This is a genomic window from Halobacillus andaensis, from assembly GCF_014636475.1.
Classification (GTDB): domain Bacteria; phylum Bacillota; class Bacilli; order Bacillales; family Halobacillaceae; genus Halobacillus_A; species Halobacillus_A andaensis.
Genome location: NZ_BMEL01000004.1, coordinates 108,157 through 127,353, shown reverse-complemented (window position 1 = coordinate 127,353; position 19,197 = coordinate 108,157). Strand labels below are relative to the sequence as shown.

The window sequence follows — 19,197 nt, the reverse complement described above, 5'->3', positions numbered from 1 at the left end:
TCTCCCCTTTTTTTATAAAAATGAACACAAAAAATACACATCCTACATCCAGATGTGTATACGTAACCAATGCGCGCCTGCCCGTTTATGGCAAGCCGCTCCCGATCACACCTCCTATCCGCGTAGGGTTTTGGTGAAGAAAAATAGGTAGGTCTCCTGGCTTATGGTCATCGCTCGCTGCTCCTTCCCATGCTTACACACAGTGGAATGATGCAGGTCGCTCGCAAATACAGTGGCGGGACCGCGTTGGAATTGAACCAACTTCCCTTTTAAGTGATGAAACGTCCATCACGCCTATTTTTACGACGATATTCTATTCCTTTCTATTTTAAATGAACGTTACGGAAAAATCACGGGTTAAGATATAATAATCGTATAGATGACTCTACAGATGCTTTGCTTAATTGTAGAGTTAACGCATGCCCGTTACCAAATTAATAAGTTATTTTCACCACAAATAAAAGCTCTCTTCACAAAGTGAAGAGAGCTTTCATTACCTAAAATCCACTAAACCAAACGCCAATACCTGTGCCGATATAGTTTCCTACAATATAACCGAGTGTACCGACTAAGAGAATCGGTACCACCAGTTTCGTCCAGCCCTTCGCAATCGCCATCGCAGCTGCTGTAGTTGGTCCGCCGATATTGGCATTCGACGCAACGATTACTTCTTCTAGGCTAAATTTAAAGACCCGTCCTAATACAAAAGAAACAATCATATTACTCATCACGACAATAAATACAAATACCAACAGCAGCGGTGCATTTTGAAAAATAAGGACAATCGAAGCTGGAATACCGATGACGACAAAGAAGATATAAATCAAATATGTACCTATTTCCTGCGCTCCACGAATTCCTTCAAAATATCTTGGAAACAGAGTAACAGCAATCATCGTCAAAGTGGTTAACATCAAGTATCCATCGCCTAGAATACCGTTTAACACATTACCCAGGATATTAACATCCTCACCTGCAGGAATGAGTTCAGCAAACCAATCGGCAATGAAAAATGAAGCAGCCACGAGACCAAATGAAGTACCAACAGCTAACCCAATATCCTGAAGCGACATTTCTTTTCTCCCCCAGTAGGAAGCCGCATCTGTTTGGTCACTATTATTGCCGCCAGCCTCAGCCCTCTCATCCATATAAGGCGTCTTGAACCTTTTTGTAAAAAAGCCAATCGCCGGCAGAGCCATTAAGATGAAGAAATACAAAGCCATCATTAAATTATCCGCTACCACAGCAGAGGAAACGAGCTCTCCTGGTGCCTCAAACTTAGCAGATAAAGCAGCAAAGTTCACGCCGCCCCCTATGTAAGACCCTGTCATCATCGCTCCGACTTGGTCAAGCCCGGGCACTACGTCTTTCAAAAGAAAAAATCCAATGATCGCCCCAGCCACTGTACCGGCAGCACTTAGGAAAAATAACATTAATAACCGGCCACTTTCACTCCAAATCTTTCGAATGTTCGCTTGAAACAGAAGAAGCGGAATGGCCAACGGCACCACATATTCCCAAACCGTATCATATACGGGTGATTCTAATGGGATGACTCCAACATTCGCTAAAATCATCGCCCCGACTAAAGCGATAATCGCACCGGAAAATTTAGATGCCCACTTATAATTTTGCTCCAAGTAAATACTGATCGCAGCCCATCCTGCAAGAAACGCCCACAATATCCAAACATCATCTGGTTGAACTAAACTATTCTCCATGAAACCACCTCCTGTTTTGGTATATCATTCTAAGGTTTTTATTGGAAATCAGCAACACCTTTAAACCAAAGTGATTTGTTATCTTCATGGCCTCCAACATAACTTTAAGTCATATTCGGAAAAAAATCCCATATCTTAAAGAGGCACGAAACACATAAGTCGTTAAAGCCAAAGGAGGAATTTATGGAACATTGTCAACATTGCGGACAAAAACTAAATAACAATCAATCCTACTGTACAGGATGCGGGAAAAAAGTGGACCTTCCACCCCAAAGCCGAACACGAGAAAAAAGGCCCACACGATCGAAGCGTTCCACCTTACCTGTACTACTAGGCTTATTCCTCGCGCTAGGAATCGGTTTGTTTTTCGGCTGGAACTATTATTTTTCTCCAGAAAGTGAATTAAAAGCCAGCTCCAACCACTCTAATAAAGAATCTAAAACTAGTAACAAGGAAACCAATGAAGAAACAATAGAACCTGAAGAACAGAGGAAGAAGTCAGAGGCAGATCTCCTCCTTCAAACAAAAGAACAGTTAAACCAACTACAAATCGAGCTGCCCGGACGAAATCTTTCATTAGGAGAATGGAGGGTCACTCGTCAGAACCAAACGTTATATATAGATGCTCATGAAATACCCGCTCAACAATTAGAAAAAATCTTCAACCTTTATGACCAGGATAACCTGACCCCATTAAAAAATTGGGCCGAAGACGTTTTTGACACCATTGATCAGTTATCAATTGCGCTTGGCGACGAGTGGAATGTATATGTGGGGAACAGCTGCACAGCTGAATATCCTGATCAATTACCTTCCGAAGATCTACTAAACTATTCCGGATCATGCGGGTACTCCATTCCCGTTTTAACAGGGACGAGTAAAGAAGACTTCACATTAATTCTTCGTGAGAGTGTATTTGGCTCAGAGCCCGAACTAGAACCAACAGAAGCGTTCAACGCTGATACTTATTTATTGCCAGACAGCAATCAATACAGACTGTCGAAACACGAGCTCACCCACTTAACGAAAAATGAACTCCGGCTGGCTCGAAATGAAATTTTCGCGCGTCACGGGTATATCTTTAAATCTAAAGAATTACGGGACTATTTCTCACAGAAAACGTGGTATATCACTGATGTGAATTATGGTGGTTCGTTGAGTGCAATTGAAAAATATAATGTGGATTTAATGAAGGAGCTTGAGGAAGAAAACTGAGCACTTATTCTGCTTATAACAAAAGCACACACTTCATTACAGTCAATGAAGTGTGTGCGCCTACATCGGTACCAGGTACCGATATACTTTATTTCTTCCTCTGTCCTCTTTTTTGTTCATTGGTACCAGGTACCGCTTTAATCTACTTTCACCGACTGCGGCTTCCGATTGTCAAACGTATACACATGAGTAAAACCAGCCTGCTTCGCCATGTGCAGCGCATCTTCTAAATGGTTCCCCACTGTATCGGCTCGATGTGAGTCTGATCCAATGGTTAAAATCTCGCCCCCAAGTTTTTTATAAAGGTTGAGAATCTCCATCGTAGGAAAAGCTTCCCCCACATGTTCATTTGATAAGCCAGACGTATTGATTTCAATGCCTATTCCCCGTTCTACCGCCTTCTCTAAAATTTTTTGTAAAATATCCTGAAAATCAGTAAAGGAATAGTTTCCTTTCGTTTCGATGGCGTAACGTTTCATCAAATCCAAATGGGCCAAAACATCAATATCCGCTGAAGATACTAAAGAATAGACTTCTTCAAAATATTTACGATAAGCTTCGTGCTTCTCCCTCTCATTCATGAACTTGCGCAGTTTTTCTTCGTTGATGTTATGAACTGAGCCAAGGATAAAATCTAGCTCCAGCTTATAAAGTTCTAGATGATACTTATCCATCAAGAGGTGTGGCTCACAAAGTTCAATCCCCGCTTTAATCGTCAATTCACCTTTGAATTTTTCTTGGCAGGATTTGATTTGGGTGAAGTATCGGTCAAAATCCATATGGCCGTACGTGGGGACATTTGGGTTAACTGAGAAGTGTTCCGTAAAACAGATCTCATCGATGCCTTTGATTATGGCTTGTTTACAGACATCTTCCATATTTGCTTTAGAATCGAAGGAATGATTCGTATGATGATGGTATTCAGTTAAATACATGACTGACACCCTCTTTCATATTAAATTACTTCTTCCACTGTTTAAGGAAAATAAGAAAAAGGGGAGAATCTCCCCCTTTCTTTTCATATTTTATGCGCTTTTTTTACTTCTAAACGGAATGGCCATGAGCACCAGAATAACTACAAGGCTGATCACGATAGCCATCGGTCCTGCATAATTTGCAAGTGTACCGAAGAATATACCCCCGACTCCAAAGTCTGCATCAGAGAATGTCGTATTGGCAAAGCCTAGATCTCCTAATACCGGCAGGAGAAAGACTGGTAGGAATGAAATAATAATACCGTTTACGAAAGATCCCGCAACAGCTCCTTTTACTCCACCTGTTGCATTTCCGAAGACACCTGCGGCAGCTCCTGTAAAGAAGTGCGGTACAACTCCAGGAAGAATAATCGTACTTCCTACAACAGCCATAATAATCATACTGAACAATCCACCGACAAAGCTGGAGAAGAAACCAATTAATACTGCATTCGGAGCATACGTAAAGACAATTGGAACATCTAAGGCAGGCTTCGCATTTGGAACAAGCTTTGTAGAAATCCCTTTAAAGGCAGGCACAATTTCTGCAAGCACCAAGCGCACCCCTGCTAAAATAATGAATACACCTGCTGCAAAATTACCGGCCTGGATGAGTGAAAATACAAGGTAATTGGTATCATCACTAAGCTCAGCTTCGATAAAAGCTGGTCCAGCAGCCAGGGCGACAACAAAGTACATAACGACCATCGTTAAAGCGATACTTACTGTACTATCACGCAGAAACCCAAGTCCTTTTGGAAAGTCGATTTTTTCTGTAGATGTTGACTCTTTTCCTTTTACTGCTTTCCCTACTAATCCACTTAGTGCATAACCAACAGCACTGAAGTGTCCTAATGCTACATTGTCATTTCCTGTCAATTTTCTCATAAATGGCTGCAGAATCGCAGGAGATAACGTCATGATGATACCCAGGGCAACTGATCCTGCTGCGATTAAAGGTACAGTATTAAATCCAGCAACAGCCATAATAACGGCTAGCATACACGCCATATACAACGTATGGTGGCCCGTAAGAAAGATATATTTGAACCTGGTAAATCGTGCAATTAAGATATTAACGATCATCCCGAAAAACATGATTAATGCTGTATTTGAACCATATTCATTTAATGCCAAAGCTACAATGGCTTCATTATTCGGCACTACTCCAGATACATTAAATGCTTCCTGGAACATGTCTCCGAAGGGAACCAGTGACGTCTCTAAAATACCGGCTCCCGCTGCAATAACGAGAAATCCTACAAACGTTTTTGTCGTTCCCTTCATTGTGTCAGACAAGTTTTTCCTTTGAGCCAATAATCCAATTAAAGCAATCAGAGCAACTAATATGGCGGGTTGACTTAAAATGTCGATTAAAGTTGCAAGAACGTTATTCATCGCTATACTCCCCTTCTTCGCTGTTCAAAAGATTAAATGAGATTTTTTTCTTCAGCCACCTTCGTAACCTTTTCTTTTAATTCATCCATGTCAATAATATTATCAAGGACAACTACTTCTCCAAGGTGTTCTCCGCCTTCCGCTATATCTTTTGCTAAAAAGAAAACGTCGGCATCTCCTGGAGAAGCTGAACTCAAGTCAGAGTGGGATACTTCAACCCCTGTAACCCCTAACTCCTCCAATACCTGCTTAATATTCATCTCCACCATAAAACTAGTACCTAATCCTGATCCACAAACCGCTAAAAATTTCATTATTATTCCTCTCCTTCTTTAATAATTTCAATAATTTGCTGAGCAGAGTCAGCATTCTTAATAGCTTGCAAAGTAGAGTCATTTCCCAACAATTTTGTTAAATGAGATAAAGCCTTCAAATGAGCTTCATTGTCGACCGCTGCTAAGCAAATAAATAAATCGATGGGATGTTCCTTCTGATCAAGCAGAAGTACTGGTTTTCTTGTTCTAAGAAGTGACATTCCTATCTGATTGACGCCGGCATCCGGCCTGGCATGTGGGATTGCTATTCCTTTTCCGATGTGAATATAGGTGCCGATCTCCTCAACATTTTGAATCATGGCGTCAACATACCTTTGTTCCACTTTATCTGTATACAGCAACGGCTGTGCCGCCTGATTAATAGCTGACTTCCAATTGAGTTCTTCATTTGTAAATTGAATCGTATCTTCCGTTAATAATTCCGAAAGCATTGGCTTCTCCCACCTTTGTTCTGTGTTATTAAAGTACATGAGTTCTACTAATTCGGAGATTAATTTCTTTTCATTCTTAATATCTGTGTTTCTTCTAACAATATTCATTACCTGATCTACAGAAATATTTCGCTCATTCAATTGAGGAAATTCTGCAGACACAGCTTGGATCAAGCGATTTTTTTCTACCAGAGATAATAAAGGTTTGACTATAAATAAAGGTTTGATTGACGTTAACGGAACCGTAGAAAATATTAAATCATAGCTGGAAGGTGAGATATTTTGGATATTCTCCGCTGTATGGATGCGAGAAAAATAAACCCCCGGAAACATTTCACTCAATTGAGCTCTTAGCATGATCGATGAACTGACTCCATTGGAACAGACGATCAAAGCCCTTACATTTTCAGGTTTTACATCTCTGTATTTTTCTAAATATCCTCCAAAATGGAGAGTGAAATAACCTATTTCAGCTTCACTTATTTTCTTGCCCGTTAACGCAGAGAGAGGCCGCAATGATCTGTCTACAAATTGAAATAGTTCCTTGTAGTCTTCTTTAATTCTCTCCGTCATCGGATTTATTAACGGAATCTCAAACGTAATCCTGAAAAAAGTTGGAACGAGATGATTCAGTAAGCTCTTAATCAAATAACCTTTATTCTCGATAGGCAGCAGCGTATTCTTTTCGAATTCATTAATGATTTCTTCAGCCAATTTTTGTAAAGATGAGTTATCTTGACTGCTTACTTCTTCCTGGGAAGTTAACAACTGAATTGCTGTGAAATACTTTTCCTTCTTGTATCCTTCTGAAAATAATTTCTTAGCCAAGTCATGAGCGTGCTGGAATAATTCCTGTCTCTTTAGCATGTCTTTCTCATCAGCTGTAAAATGAAGGCCTTCGCTTTGACGACGAGCTCTTATGAATATAAGGTGGTAGATCATTTCTACTTTTCTGCTTTTTACAAGGTGAAGCGTTTTATTTTTAAGAAACTCCTCAACAATGGTCTGCGTTTCTAAAATCTCTTGCTCTTCGTCCCATTCTTTTAAGGTCATCACAATGATCTCTTTTCCTAGGGGTTGGGAAAGAAGATAATCAATGCAGTAAATGGCGAACCTTCGTTTATCCATCTCCTGACCTTCTAAAAAATAGCCTTCCATTCTTTTGTAAACCAGCTGAACGTTCCACGTCTGACAGACTTCTTTAGCTTTTTTCACATCAGCTAAAGCTGTGTTTTTACTTACCCCCAGAAGTAATTGGTAATGATAACTCGAAATGGCTTCCTTTTTAATGAAGGTATATAAATAAATCATGAATGGACGGTTTTCCTCAGAAATGACGAGATCGTTTCCCCTTATGTCCAGATCCGTCTCTGTTTCTAAGAGCTCTTTCGTTTTTTCATTCACTATAAACATTTGGTTCTTCATTTCAATGGGAGGCAGGTTAATACGGCTTAACGTGCTATTCGTTTTTTCTAATAGATAATGAAATTGTCTTTCTGACAGGTCCAGCTCCATCATGATCTCTGGCTTTGTAATTCGTTTGTACTTCATGATCCTCTCGAGAAATTGATAGGATTTTTGATCTAGCAAAGGAAGAACCTCCATTTCTTACTCTAAGTATAAAACGCTTACAAAGGCATAACAACAACATTCAAGTCCAATCTTTGTAAGCGTTTAATACACAAATTGTGCTCTATACTAAGTTGTTTTGTTAGTATAACGACCTTATACTTTAACTATTCTAATGAATTTTTCTACCCAGTTAATTACGAGGAGGATTTTCCATGAACCCTAAAGTCATTGCCCTTGATATGGACGGAACGTTATTAAATGCTGAAAATAAAGTAACTAACGAACTTCTCTCGCTGCTCCAGGATGTACAACAGAAAAAAGACATACGACTATTTCTCGCCTCTGGCAGAACAAGATTCGAAATCGATGATGTCCTTCCATCAGGGTTAGAACCTGATGGGATCGTCACTGCAAACGGAATGGGGTGCTACATGAACGGGAATGTCTTGTTCGAGCACAAATTAAACCCAGACTTAGTACGCAGCGCCGTTCATAAAGCAAGAGAAGCCGGGTTATATTATGAAATTCACCCTCATATAGGAAGTCAATTTGCACTTAAAAAGGATAAAGGCTTACTTGAACGTGTGATCGAATCTCCTCAACCGGAGACATTATTGGATAATGAATATTTATCAAGAAAACAAGCTCTAAACCAAGACATCCAGTGGGTTGAGAATTTGTCTTATGATGGTAATGTGAAACTGTATTTCTTCAGTATGAATCCAGGCATAATTAAAGAATGGAAACAGTCATTATTAACATTAGAGGAAAGCTTTACGTTTACCACCTCCTCTTCCACTTTGCATAATTGCGAAATAATGGAGGGCCATGTCTCGAAAGCAAGCGGCATCCATAGATTACTTGAGGAATATAACTTTACTCCTGAAGATCTAATGGCGATAGGAGACGGGGAAAATGACTTGCCCATGCTTGAACTGGCCGGATACTCTGTCGCTATGCAGAATGCTGAAGAGGTAGTGAAGCGTTCTGCTGATGATATAACGGAGTTCACTTATAAAGAAAATGGTTTATATTCTTATTTAGCTCAAAAATTAATTTAGTTTTCACCCTCACAAAAACCCCGCTTCGTCAATCCGAAGCGGGGTAAGTTTTCTTTTATTCTTCTTCACCGTCTGCTGTATATTGTTCAGGCATCGTATCCCAAACACTCACGTCAGTTGAAGCAATTGAGCCGTCAGCGATGGCTTCAATGGAAGAAAGCATCGCATCTGTTCCTTGTTTGATTAAGTAGCCGCTGCTCTTTTGACCTAGAATAGAGGTTGTATTAGGTGAATCCGTCATCCCTCTATTTTCAAAAAGAATGGTCGGAATATCATAATGAGTAGCGAAGTGGTTACGCGCATTCGACGTTAAACTACCGCCTTCCGCATAACGGGCAAATGTTCCGTAGCCTTTTGAGTCCATTTCATTGTAGATGACGGCACCAAGCTTTCGAGACTTCTCGAGCACTTCATCCGTGATCGTACTCGTTGGGTAGAGCAGGGCTCCGGACACAAGCTCGCCATCTTCTGTCACACGGTTTGCAATCTGGTGATGAAAATCAATCGCATAATCAATGTCATACTTCCTTAATACATTTTCATGTAATGCCCGGGTTTCTGGCTGAGATAATGAATTATGAGTGCGATTTAAATTAATACCCGCGGCATTATTCCTTGTCTGCATTCCACCAAATTGCAGGTGAGATGAATCCCAATCGACATCGCCCGCCGCTCCGTCAGGGTTAAGACGCGGAACAAATAGAACATTTACGTTGTCGAGCCAATCTTTTACTTCTTTACTATTGGTAGAAAGCTTCTTGATCACTTGGATCGCTGACTCCGTCACAAGTGCCTCGTTTCCATGCTGCTGGGTAACCATGAGAATCGTCGGGTTGCCTGGATCATTCCCTGCCTTCACGAGGTTAAGATCCCGCCCTTTAATCGACTGCCCAATCACCTCTACACTGATGCTGTCCGATTTCTCGTCCACCTTTTGTAAAAAACTTGCCAGCTCTTCGTTACTCGTTAAGCTTTCAATCTTTACCTGCTGATTCTCATTCACTTCTGGCCCGCTGCCTTCTGCCCCTACTGGGCTGACGGCGGGGGAAGCTAATAACGATAAAGTCAGCATCGCCGTTACTCCTGTTTTCAACTTCTTGTTTTTCATACGCATACCTCCAAGAAAAATTAGTTATCTAAACAAATTCTTTGAAAGTATGCCATTTCCTGCTAAGATGCGTAAAATCTAGACAATTTACCCATTAAAAAACGTAAACTCCTATGAGTTTACGTTTCAGATTGCAGAGAAACCCCTGGTTTTCCGCAAGCTTTTTTCCTGCCGCGAGGAGCAAGGACCCTTCCCTTTCCGCGGACGAGCGCCCGAGCTTCCTTGCAAAACCCACGCTCGGCGATATCGGCTCACTCGTTCTTCCCAGGAGTGGAAGGGACCTCGCTCCTTTGAAGTTCCTTAAGTCAGAAAAAGACTCTCGTCCACCTAGCATACTTTAGGTAAGTGGACAAGAGTCTTTTTCATATCTTGACAGGCAGTTGTCATCAGCGCCTGTTCCTTGACTTTTTCTTTTCCATGAAAGCTACAATAACACACCCCGTGCCGTTCTTTTGAAGTCGACAGCCTGTAAAAAACGAATGTTTCTCTATTTTTTAATTAGAAAGCTCTGTGATTGATTAACTTTTACCGGAAACTTTACGAAGTCTGCCTCTCCCTTCCATTGCTCCTGCTTCTCCTCATTCAAATTCGTCTGCCAGACCTCACTTGCGCCGTTTTCAATTCTGTAACAAGCGTCAATTTCTTCTTCTTTCGCATTAAACACTCGAAGAATAAGAGCATCGTCTTCCTCCGCTTTCTTCAACGTGCTTAACACAACCTCAGAGTCAACCTCTTCCAACAACTGATAACATACGGGCGTCTTCACACTTGATGGATTAAGCTTCATCGCATTATAAGGAATTTTGTTATACGTCTCTACAGGCGTTAAATATTCCTTCGCCGCCTTCGCTGCATTTGCCTCAAGCGTACTGCCCTTATGCGGGTACAAAGCGAATTCCAGATTGAGCTTACCTAGCATTTGAGAGTCTGGTGTCGGCAGCTTGATGCCTGAAGGACGGCCCGGCCGGCGCAGCATGTCTGCTTTCCCTAAATGTCCGACACTTCTAAATAAGGTTAGCGCGATGGTGTCATAGGAATCTCCTACAATCTCGTATTCTCTCGTACTATTGGAAAGAACGCTTACGCCGTAGTCATCGTTAGACACTCCCACATAGCTTAACAGTGGATAAATAGCGTCAGGACGCTCGCTCCATTTCTCTTCCTGCCACACATCCATCGCTGAATCAATTACATCTCTTTGAATGTGTCCAAATTGATTATCGGCGAGGGAAAAGCTCGAGCTCAATCCAGTCGGGATATAAGCACGCAGGCGATGATCTTTGGCTTTGTTGTCGAGCTCGCATGTCACTTCAATCAACGGTTTATGATTGGAAATATGAATCGTAAAATGCACATTGACTTCGCTGTTTATATTATCAGCCTTCCGATCCTCTAAACTGGCTGGCACGTGTAGAGAATAGCTAATCTCAACCGTCGCAGCATACTGATTTTGTTGGATCGAAACTTCAGCTTCTACATTGTCGCTAAAAATTAATTCTTCGCCTTCAAGTGGCGAGAAATCATATTCATCACCGTCATCTCCTCCGTTTTCCAAGAGAAGCACCTGATCGAACGACTTTTCTAACTGCTTATCATAAATGTGGAGCGTACCATTTTCATTCACAGCCACTTGATAGTAATCCGTATCCACCTGATCACTGCGCGTGTCTTCCATTCTCTTTTCTTCATCTTCCTTTACAAAAAAGGTCGTATACCCCATTGGCGGCAATGTTTGCTTCAATTGGATCTTATATTTAATAAAAGGTTCATAGTTTCCATAATGAACAATCTGCCGGTCGATTAAGCCGGGATCGATTTCTTCACGATGAAGGATCTCGTAATCTACCGCTTCTCCGTTCTCATGGACTAAGGAAAAACCTTTGTACTTTGTAATGATTTCGGTCGTCACGATTTCTTCGCGTTCATAAGGGAGGAAGTTAAACAACGTCAGGCGATCGGCTGTCTCATCCGTCTCCATCGCATCGACAATCTGTCTTTTATAAAATTCAATCAACTGATCGGTTTTTTCCTCAGCTAAAAAGAGTCGACCGGCAATTTCACGATGCACTTTGTCAGAACAGCAGCAGCCAATGCTGTCATGGGCGTGGTTTTTCATAATCTCTTTCCAAATCAGCTCAATCAACCCATGATGATACTCAAAACCGAGATCATACGCCATGGAAGCGAGCGGCTCCAGCACGTTTGTAATCTTATTTTCGACGCGCGTATTGGCGGCTTTAATATCCATGCGTGTAGAGTAGATACTGCGGTGAACCCGCATGTATTTTCCATCCAGGAATTCGCCTTCCAACGTGGCCAGATCGTTCTGCTTTTCGATTTCAGCAAAGATATTTTCATATTTACTTAAGAAAAACTCACGATCAGGATAAAGCTGTCTCAACTTACCCATCACTTCAAAAATGTCCTTTTGAATCGGCATTTGATCGTGTCCATTAGGAAGCACGAGATGGTCGGTCGTTGTCCCACGGTCTAACACGGGAAAATACTTTTCCATACGTTGTTTCAGCGTATCTTCTTCCTGCGGCAAATATTTCCCAATCGCGTACCCTAATGGAAGCAACTGGACGAGCACACGGGATCCGTCATCTGTCTCCCAATAAAATTCGGTTTTATCCGTTCCGTGCCGTTCAGACGTTCCTCGCCAGAAAATCGTATACTTAATATCAAATCCATTTAAAATGTGAGGCATTTGTGCCGATTGCCCAAAGGAATCGGGCAGGTAGCCGATCATCATCGGCTGACCAAACTCCTTGCTGTCCTTAATGCCGTAGAGGAGGTTCCGAACGATTGATTCACTTCCGACGACCATTTCGTCGGTTTGCGTATACCATGGCCCGATGATCAGTTTTCCGTCTTGAACGAGTTTTTTCACCCGCTCCTTCGCTTCCGGCTTCACGGCGAAATAATCTTCTAAGATCGACGTTTGTCCATCCAACACGTAGTAAGGATAGTCAGGATCTGTTTCGAGCCGATCCATAATTTCTTCCATATTATTAACGAGTAGTATTCTTGATTCTTCTGTTGAAAAGTACCATTCCCGATCCCAGTGCATGTGTGGTACAACGTGGACTTGCTTCATGACTAATCCCTTCCTTTGCTTATGCTGACTTCCATTGTTTATCTTCTTCTGTTGTTAAGTTCGTAGATTGCTTTTTTAATTTATGTTTTCTAGAAAGAATGAGCAGAATCATAGAAATGAAGGCACCGATTAATGCTGAACCTAACCACACGCTAGCCCCTAACAGTAATGGCTGGCCTTCTAGTAAGGCTAAGGAGAAAATCCCTGCGCCCGGCACATTCAGTCCAATTCCGAAGTAGGCTACAATCCCTCCGGTTACGGCTGATCCGGCAATCAGTGACGGAATGACACGCAGCGGATCGTTAATCATAAACGGAATTGCCCCTTCTGTAATGCCGGCTAAGCCAAGGAGCCACGTTTGTTTTCCAACCTCTTGTTCAGGTTTCGTATAAAGGTTTCTAGCGATAATCGTTGCTCCTGTTACAGCAAACGCGGAGACCATTTTCACCGAAGCAAAGGCAGCGTAAGGCATGATGTTGCCACTCGCCATGGCCCCAATGCAGAATGTGTACGCCGCTTTATTCACTGGTCCACCAAGGTCAAAGGAGACCATTGTGCCAATAACCGCACCTAGTAAAATCGCGTTTCCACCCGACAAACCTTCAAGCCAGTTAATAAGCCCATTATTTAAAAAGGCTAGTGGCTCACCAATGACAAACAGCATGATCGCTCCGACGGATAACGTCCCGGCCACAGGGTATAACCAGAAGCTTACAAAGCCAGAGAACGTGCCGGATGTTTGCACATGCTTCTTCAAAAATTTAATAATATACCCGGCAAGGAAACCACCAAGCATCCCGCCTAAAAAGCCACTCTCAATCAAGTTAGCGGCAATCCCGGCTGCAAAACCTGGTCCAAGCGCCGGCTTATCACCAATCGAGTACGCCATGTACGCGGATAAAATCGGAATCATTAACGTTCCAAGCATTTCGCCGCCTAACTGGCGGAACAACCAAAGCCAAGAACCTTCCTGATCATAAACCTCCTGCAGTCCAAAGGCTTGAGAGACTAGCACAGCGAAAGCCAATGTCATCCCGCCAGCTACAATAACAGGGATAATATATGAGATCCCGGTCATAATGGAGTCTTTAATTTCAGCTTTGAATGATTTTCCCTCTGGCTCCTCTTCTTCATGAGAATCATCTGTTTCTTCACGTAACGATGGATCTCTTGATTTCTTAATCGCGTCCTCAATAATTCCCTTTGCATTTTTTAAGGGCGCTGCAACTGAAGTCGTTACTCGTGGAAGTCCTGCAAAGCGTTCCTGGTCCTTCACGGCCACATCAGCTGCAAAAATGACTGCATCAGCACGACGAATGTCTTTTTTCGAATGCCGGTCTTCAATTCCGTTCGACCCTTGCTTCTCCACCTTCACCTCAGCATTTAGTTCCTTACCGGCTCTTACTAAGGCTTCAGCTGCCATGTACGTGTGCGCTATGCCTGCTGGACAGGCTGTTACAGCTAAGAGCAATTTATCAGATGTTGTCTCCGCAACGTCTTCTGTTTCCTCCTGGTCAAGTGCTTCGTAAAATGCCTCACTCGTCTTAGCTGCCATTAATTTTTCTTTATAGGACGGGTCAGTTATGCGCGTCATTAACTCAGCCAGTAGATTTAAGTGGGTCGAACCCGCTTCATCTTCTGGAATCGCGAGCAGCATGACAAGCTCCACCTGGTTATTTTCATCGACGCTTTCCCAGTCTTCAATCGGTGTCTTTAACGTAGCTGCAGCAAATGCGGCTTGTTTAACGGATGTCGACTTTCCGTGAGGGATGGCCAATCCCCCTTCCATACCCGTAGCCGAGAGCGCTTCTCGTTCCATCACTGCATCATAAAAGTCATCAGCTGAATGAAGCAGGCCTTCTTGATCTAATTGATCGACTAAATATCGAATCGCTTCCTCTTTCGTAGAAAAAGCCTGATCTGTACGAATTAAATTCGTTGACGTTAAGCTTTGTAATTTCACTACTTTCTCCTCCCCTCAATCTTCGTTCCATTTGAAAACACTGTAACACACGATAAGTAAACGCTTACTTTTCTTTATAAAAGTACACTTCCTCAAAAAAATAAACCACTTGATGTGTGTATTTATACACATCAAGTGGTTTCCCAAAACACATTGGATAATTGCTGAAGCGCCAGCATCATCGGTGTCTTATCAGAAATGTTGTAGTTCTCAAGCATTCGTTTCGGTGAGTAAAAGAAAAAGCGATAATCCGACATTTTCTCTAGCGTATTGCTCGAAAAATGAGTGAAAGAAATAATGGTGATCTCTTTTTCCTTCGCTAACTCAGCCATTTCGATGATTTGTTCCGTTTCCCCAGACATACTAATCAGAAACAAAACATCCTGTTTTTTCGCATGATTGATCGCGTAAACCGCATCATGGCGATGCAGAAAAAACTCAGCATTCATTCCTCCAATTTTAAAATGAGTGGCCATAATTTCACAAAAAGGAGCGGTGTCCCCAACGCCAAAAAGATACACATGGCGAGATTGCTTAATCTTTTTTGCAATTTTACGAAGCATGTCATCATCTAAGATTTCCAGCGTCTTACGAATGTTGAACTGAGCTGCATTTTCCTCGTCGTCTTCCTGCTCTTCTTTCAAATTGTTTTTAAGCTGCGAAAATCCATCATAACCAAGCTTTTTCGACAGCCTGGTAATGGTATTAGGAACCGTATATAAAGATTTCGCTAATGCCTGGATCGAAGTGTCGATCACTGTTTCTTTATTGGCCAGGATATAGTCGATAATTTGATCGTCTGTGTCATTCAATTTGTACTCATATTTATGAGCTCTTTCTTTTAAGTTCATAGGTTCACCTCATGGAAGACCTGTCTTACCAGCTATTATATCATGAAGGTAGATGACGATTTAAAACTGAATCCGATGCTTATATTTTTCAACAAGCTTCCGATTATGCTCGTCGACCCCGTCCAGATTTCCGCTCATAAATACCGGAGGCTCTTCTCCCATTTCCTTAAGATGAACTACAGTTTTCGCCAGCAGATCCTGAATCAAGGCGACGCCCACAACCGAAGACAACGGCCCAAATGCCTGGGGGATCCCTTCTTCTTTTAGAAGGGCATCGCCTAACGGAACCTGTGTGTCAATCACCGCATCAACGACGTCTTCTAATCGTTTCCCTGACACGTGCCGGGAAGGCTGGGTAGTGGAATACTCCATCGAGAGCATACCGATCACGTAAGCTCCTTTTTCCCCTCCAAAATTCGCTGCATCAATCGGTGCAGGGTTGCGGCCGGATGTTGAGATGACGATGAGCACATCTTCTTCGCGTACGTCTTCCTCTGTTACATAATCGTGCACGAAATGCGACGTTTTTTCATACACACTTGATTGCACAGCACCCTGTTGCAGCATGAGCGGTTCAATGACGAGCGGTCGAACGGGAACGAGCCCACCTGCTCTGTAGTAGGGCTCCTGAGCCAGTAAGCTGGAATGGCCGCAGCCAAACAAGTGGATGATCCCGCCGGCTTTTAGTTTCGTCGCGATCGTTTGACTGATCGAGGTCAGCTGCTCGTTCGTGGACTGTTCTAAGTGGTGGATTTGTTCGGCGACCTTCGATAAATAGGACAAGCTTTCCCACTCCTTACGTACGATAAATATCACTAATAAACTTATAGCGGTCGGCGCGATAGGACGATTTGACGACTTCAAATGGAGTTCCATCAGCTAAGCAGCTGTGCCGCTCTATCGACAAAATAGCGGAGTCTACAGGAATATCTAATAAAGCGGCTTGATTCTCATCGGCCGTTGTCGCTTCAATCATTTGGTGAGCTTTTCCGATCGGCTGCTTTTTCATTTTTTCAATGTAGCTGTAAAGCGAACCGAGAACAATTTGTTCATCGAGTTCAGGAAACATAGCGGCGGATAGAAAATTCGTTTCAATCGCCATTGGTTTTTTGTCGGCGTAGCGAATCCGTTGAATTTTATAAACGGGCGCTTCTTCTTTTATTTCTAATTTACGAGAAATATCGAGGGGAGCGTTCACTTTTTCAAAAGTGAGCAGTTTACTGCTCGCTTCCATCCCCCGCGTTTTCATATCTTCGGTAAAACTAGTCAGTCCTTGGAGCGGCTGTTCGATTTTCTCCTCCGCCACAAAGGTCCCCCGGCCTTTCTCACGGTACAAGACGCCTTCATTTACCAGGTTCGTAATCGCCTGCCTGACGGTCATCCGGCTTACATCAAAGGTTTCCGACAGCTCGCGTTCGGATGGAATCATGTCGTAGGTCTTGAATTCTTTATTTTTGATGCGCTGCTTAAGCTCCTCTTCAATCTGATAATAGATCGGGAGTGGTGATTGTTTATCAACCATATTCTATTGGGTCTCCTCTCCTTGTCCTACTTTTTGATACGCTTCTTCGTCTACAATAAGAGTAACATTTTTATGATTTCTCAAGGCAGAGGCCGGCAGGTTTTCGCTTGGTTCTTCTTCTAATAAACGTTGAATGGCGTCTGCTTTTCGTTCACCAGAAGCAATAACGACGATCTTTTTACTTTTTAAAATGGACTGGATCCCCATGGTGATGGCCTGCTTCGGTACATCGTCGATCGACTCAAAAAAACGGGCATTGGCCTGCCTTGTCGACTCTTCTAACTGGATGATGTGCGTTTCACGATCAAACGGTGTTCCTGGTTCGTTAAAGCCAATGTGTCCATTTTGACCGATGCCAAGCAGTTGAAGATCCGGGGGGCCGATATCTTCGATGAACTGTTCATATTGTTCACATTCTTCTTGTAGATCCTTCGCTTTCCCATTCGGAATGTACGTGTGATCAGGGTTAATGTTAATGTGATCAAACAAATGCTTCCTCATGAAAAAATGATAGCTTTGGGGATCGTTTTTGTCCAAGCCGATATATTCATCCAAATTCAGTGCCTTTACGTGCTCATAATCAACGGAGCGGTGATTACATCCTTTGATCATTTCGTTATATGTGCCTAGAGGAGAGCCTCCTGTGGCTAAGCCGAGCACGGAATCCGGCTTTTCTTTCACCTGCTGTTCAATAAGTTCGCACGCCTTTTCACTTAATTCTTGATTGTTATGCGTGATGATCACCTTCATCGTGTCTCCTCCCTGCCATCGTATGCGAGGATTCCGCGGCAAATGGTCATGACGACGCGGTAATCTTCATCAAGAAGCACAAGGTCAGCGTCTTTTCCTTCTTCAAGCTTTCCTTTACGATCGTCAATGCCTAACTGTTCCGCCGCGTTTGTTGATGTAATCCGTGCAAGGTCTCTGATCGTTAGGTTCGTATTTTCTTTCATATGAGCAGCCGCTTCTTCTAACGTTAAAATACTACCCGCTAATGTGCCGTCTGATAAACGCGCTTCTTTTCCTTTTACATGCACCTGCTGTCCTCCAAGGTCATAGGCTCCTTCAGGAAGGCACTTCGCTCTCATCGCGTCCGTGATTAATATCGTGCGGTCAGCTTTTGTATGATGATACGCCAGCTGCACAGATTCCGGGCGGGCATGTACGTGATCGACAATCATTTCGACCATCAGCTTGTTATTTAAAAATGCCGCTCCGACGACTCCAGGTTCCCGGTGATGCATGCCGCTCATTTGATTGTACAAATGCGTAACGTGGCGAGCACCTGCTTCTACGGATTCTGTCACTTGATCATACGTGGCGTCACTATGCCCAATAGAAGCAACGATGCCTTTTTGACTAACGTGGGTGATAAAATCCATCGCCCCTTTGACTTCAGGAGCTAACGTCACGAGACAAATGTGATCACCGCTTTGCTGATTCCATTGATCGAACAGCTCAATCGAAGGAGGTGCAATGTGGGTAAGAGGCTGAGCGCCTGCTTTATCTTTTGAAATAAAAGGGCCTTCTAAGTGAATGCCTACCACTTCTGCCTGACCTTCTGCTTGTTCGTTCTTCATATAGTTTCCGACGTTCGTTACAGCATTTGAAATCTCCTCGTTCGACTGCGTCATCGTCGTTGCGAGGAAGCTTGTCGTTCCTTCTTGAGGCAGCACAGACGCCATTCCATGTAAAGCTTCTTCAGTTGCATCCATCACATCATGGCCATTGGCGCCATGAATGTGCACGTCGATAAACCCTGGCACAAGTATCTTTCCTTTCCCATCAATGGTTACATCCGCTCCGCCAATCGGCTGACGTGCGATTGCGGTAATTTTTCCATTTTGAACGTGCAGCGAACCGTTTTCGATCGTTTCTGACGGGGTCACAATGGTTACGTTTGTCCATTCAATACTTCCAGCCATCGTCTCACTCCTTATCATGAA

At 42.8% G+C, this 19,197-nt stretch carries 15 protein-coding genes and 1 riboswitch; of the genes, 2 read left to right on the top strand and 13 right to left on the bottom strand.

Annotated features, from left to right (window positions below):
• Positions 1-129: 129 nt before the first annotated feature.
• Positions 130-313: riboswitch (cobalamin riboswitch) on the bottom strand.
• Between the two features lie 184 nt (positions 314-497).
• Positions 498-1,721, bottom strand: a complete 1,224-nt coding sequence (locus tag IEV27_RS15420; RefSeq protein ID WP_188378402.1) for a DUF819 family protein — start codon at positions 1,719-1,721, stop codon at positions 498-500.
• Between the two features lie 183 nt (positions 1,722-1,904).
• Between IEV27_RS15420 and IEV27_RS15415 the strand changes: the two genes are divergently transcribed.
• Entirely contained in the window at positions 1,905-2,936 is a 1,032-nt protein-coding gene (locus tag IEV27_RS15415; protein WP_188378401.1) for a YARHG domain-containing protein, read from the top strand.
• Between the two features lie 137 nt (positions 2,937-3,073).
• Here the strand turns inward: IEV27_RS15415 and IEV27_RS15410 are convergent, their stop codons facing one another.
• The 4 genes from IEV27_RS15410 to IEV27_RS15395 form a co-directional block, all read right to left on the bottom strand.
• Positions 3,074-3,871: a histidinol-phosphatase HisJ family protein gene (locus IEV27_RS15410; RefSeq protein ID WP_188378400.1), complete on the bottom strand. Its 798-nt coding sequence runs from the start codon at positions 3,869-3,871 to the stop codon at positions 3,074-3,076.
• Between the two features lie 90 nt (positions 3,872-3,961).
• Entirely contained in the window at positions 3,962-5,308 is a 1,347-nt protein-coding gene (gene ulaA, locus IEV27_RS15405) for a PTS ascorbate transporter subunit IIC (RefSeq protein ID WP_188378399.1), read from the bottom strand.
• A 32-nt stretch (positions 5,309-5,340) separates the two neighbouring features.
• Positions 5,341-5,622, bottom strand: coding sequence for a PTS sugar transporter subunit IIB (locus IEV27_RS15400; protein WP_188378398.1), 282 nt, complete (start codon positions 5,620-5,622; stop codon positions 5,341-5,343).
• Positions 5,623-5,624: 2 nt separating this feature from the next.
• Positions 5,625-7,664 (bottom strand): BglG family transcription antiterminator, encoded by a 2,040-nt coding sequence (locus IEV27_RS15395; protein ID WP_188378397.1) that lies wholly within the window; start codon positions 7,662-7,664, stop codon positions 5,625-5,627.
• Between the two features lie 194 nt (positions 7,665-7,858).
• Here IEV27_RS15395 and IEV27_RS15390 point away from each other — a divergent pair, with 194 nt between their 5' ends.
• The gene (locus tag IEV27_RS15390; protein ID WP_188378396.1) at positions 7,859-8,707 is read left to right on the top strand and encodes an HAD family hydrolase; all 849 of its coding nucleotides are present in this window, start codon (positions 7,859-7,861) and stop codon (positions 8,705-8,707) included.
• Between the two features lie 55 nt (positions 8,708-8,762).
• Here IEV27_RS15390 and IEV27_RS15385 read toward each other — a convergent pair whose 3' ends face one another.
• The 8 genes from IEV27_RS15385 to nagA form a co-directional block, all read right to left on the bottom strand.
• Positions 8,763-9,815 (bottom strand): M14 family zinc carboxypeptidase, encoded by a 1,053-nt coding sequence (locus IEV27_RS15385; protein WP_229735384.1) that lies wholly within the window; start codon positions 9,813-9,815, stop codon positions 8,763-8,765.
• A 487-nt stretch (positions 9,816-10,302) separates the two neighbouring features.
• Complete coding sequence (mngB, locus tag IEV27_RS15380; protein ID WP_188378395.1) at positions 10,303-12,915, bottom strand: mannosylglycerate hydrolase; 2,613 nt, start codon at positions 12,913-12,915, stop codon at positions 10,303-10,305.
• A 19-nt stretch (positions 12,916-12,934) separates the two neighbouring features.
• Entirely contained in the window at positions 12,935-14,878 is a 1,944-nt protein-coding gene (gene mngA, locus IEV27_RS15375; RefSeq protein ID WP_188378394.1) for a PTS 2-O-a-mannosyl-D-glycerate transporter subunit IIABC, read from the bottom strand.
• 131 nt (positions 14,879-15,009) lie between these two features.
• Positions 15,010-15,729 (bottom strand): MurR/RpiR family transcriptional regulator, encoded by a 720-nt coding sequence (locus IEV27_RS15370; RefSeq protein WP_188378393.1) that lies wholly within the window; start codon positions 15,727-15,729, stop codon positions 15,010-15,012.
• A 60-nt stretch (positions 15,730-15,789) separates the two neighbouring features.
• Positions 15,790-16,512, bottom strand: coding sequence for a sugar isomerase domain-containing protein (locus IEV27_RS15365; protein ID WP_188378392.1), 723 nt, complete (start codon positions 16,510-16,512; stop codon positions 15,790-15,792).
• Positions 16,513-16,525: 13 nt separating this feature from the next.
• Positions 16,526-17,251, bottom strand: a complete 726-nt coding sequence (locus tag IEV27_RS15360) for a GntR family transcriptional regulator (protein WP_188378391.1) — start codon at positions 17,249-17,251, stop codon at positions 16,526-16,528.
• 3 nt (positions 17,252-17,254) lie between these two features.
• Complete coding sequence (gene nagB / locus IEV27_RS15355) at positions 17,255-18,001, bottom strand: glucosamine-6-phosphate deaminase (RefSeq protein ID WP_188378390.1); 747 nt, start codon at positions 17,999-18,001, stop codon at positions 17,255-17,257.
• A complete protein-coding gene (gene nagA, locus IEV27_RS15350) occupies positions 17,998-19,176 on the bottom strand; it encodes an N-acetylglucosamine-6-phosphate deacetylase (RefSeq protein WP_188378389.1) in 1,179 nt (392 codons plus the stop codon). The genes nagB and nagA overlap by 4 nt, the downstream gene beginning before the upstream one ends.
• Positions 19,177-19,197 lie beyond the last annotated feature (21 nt).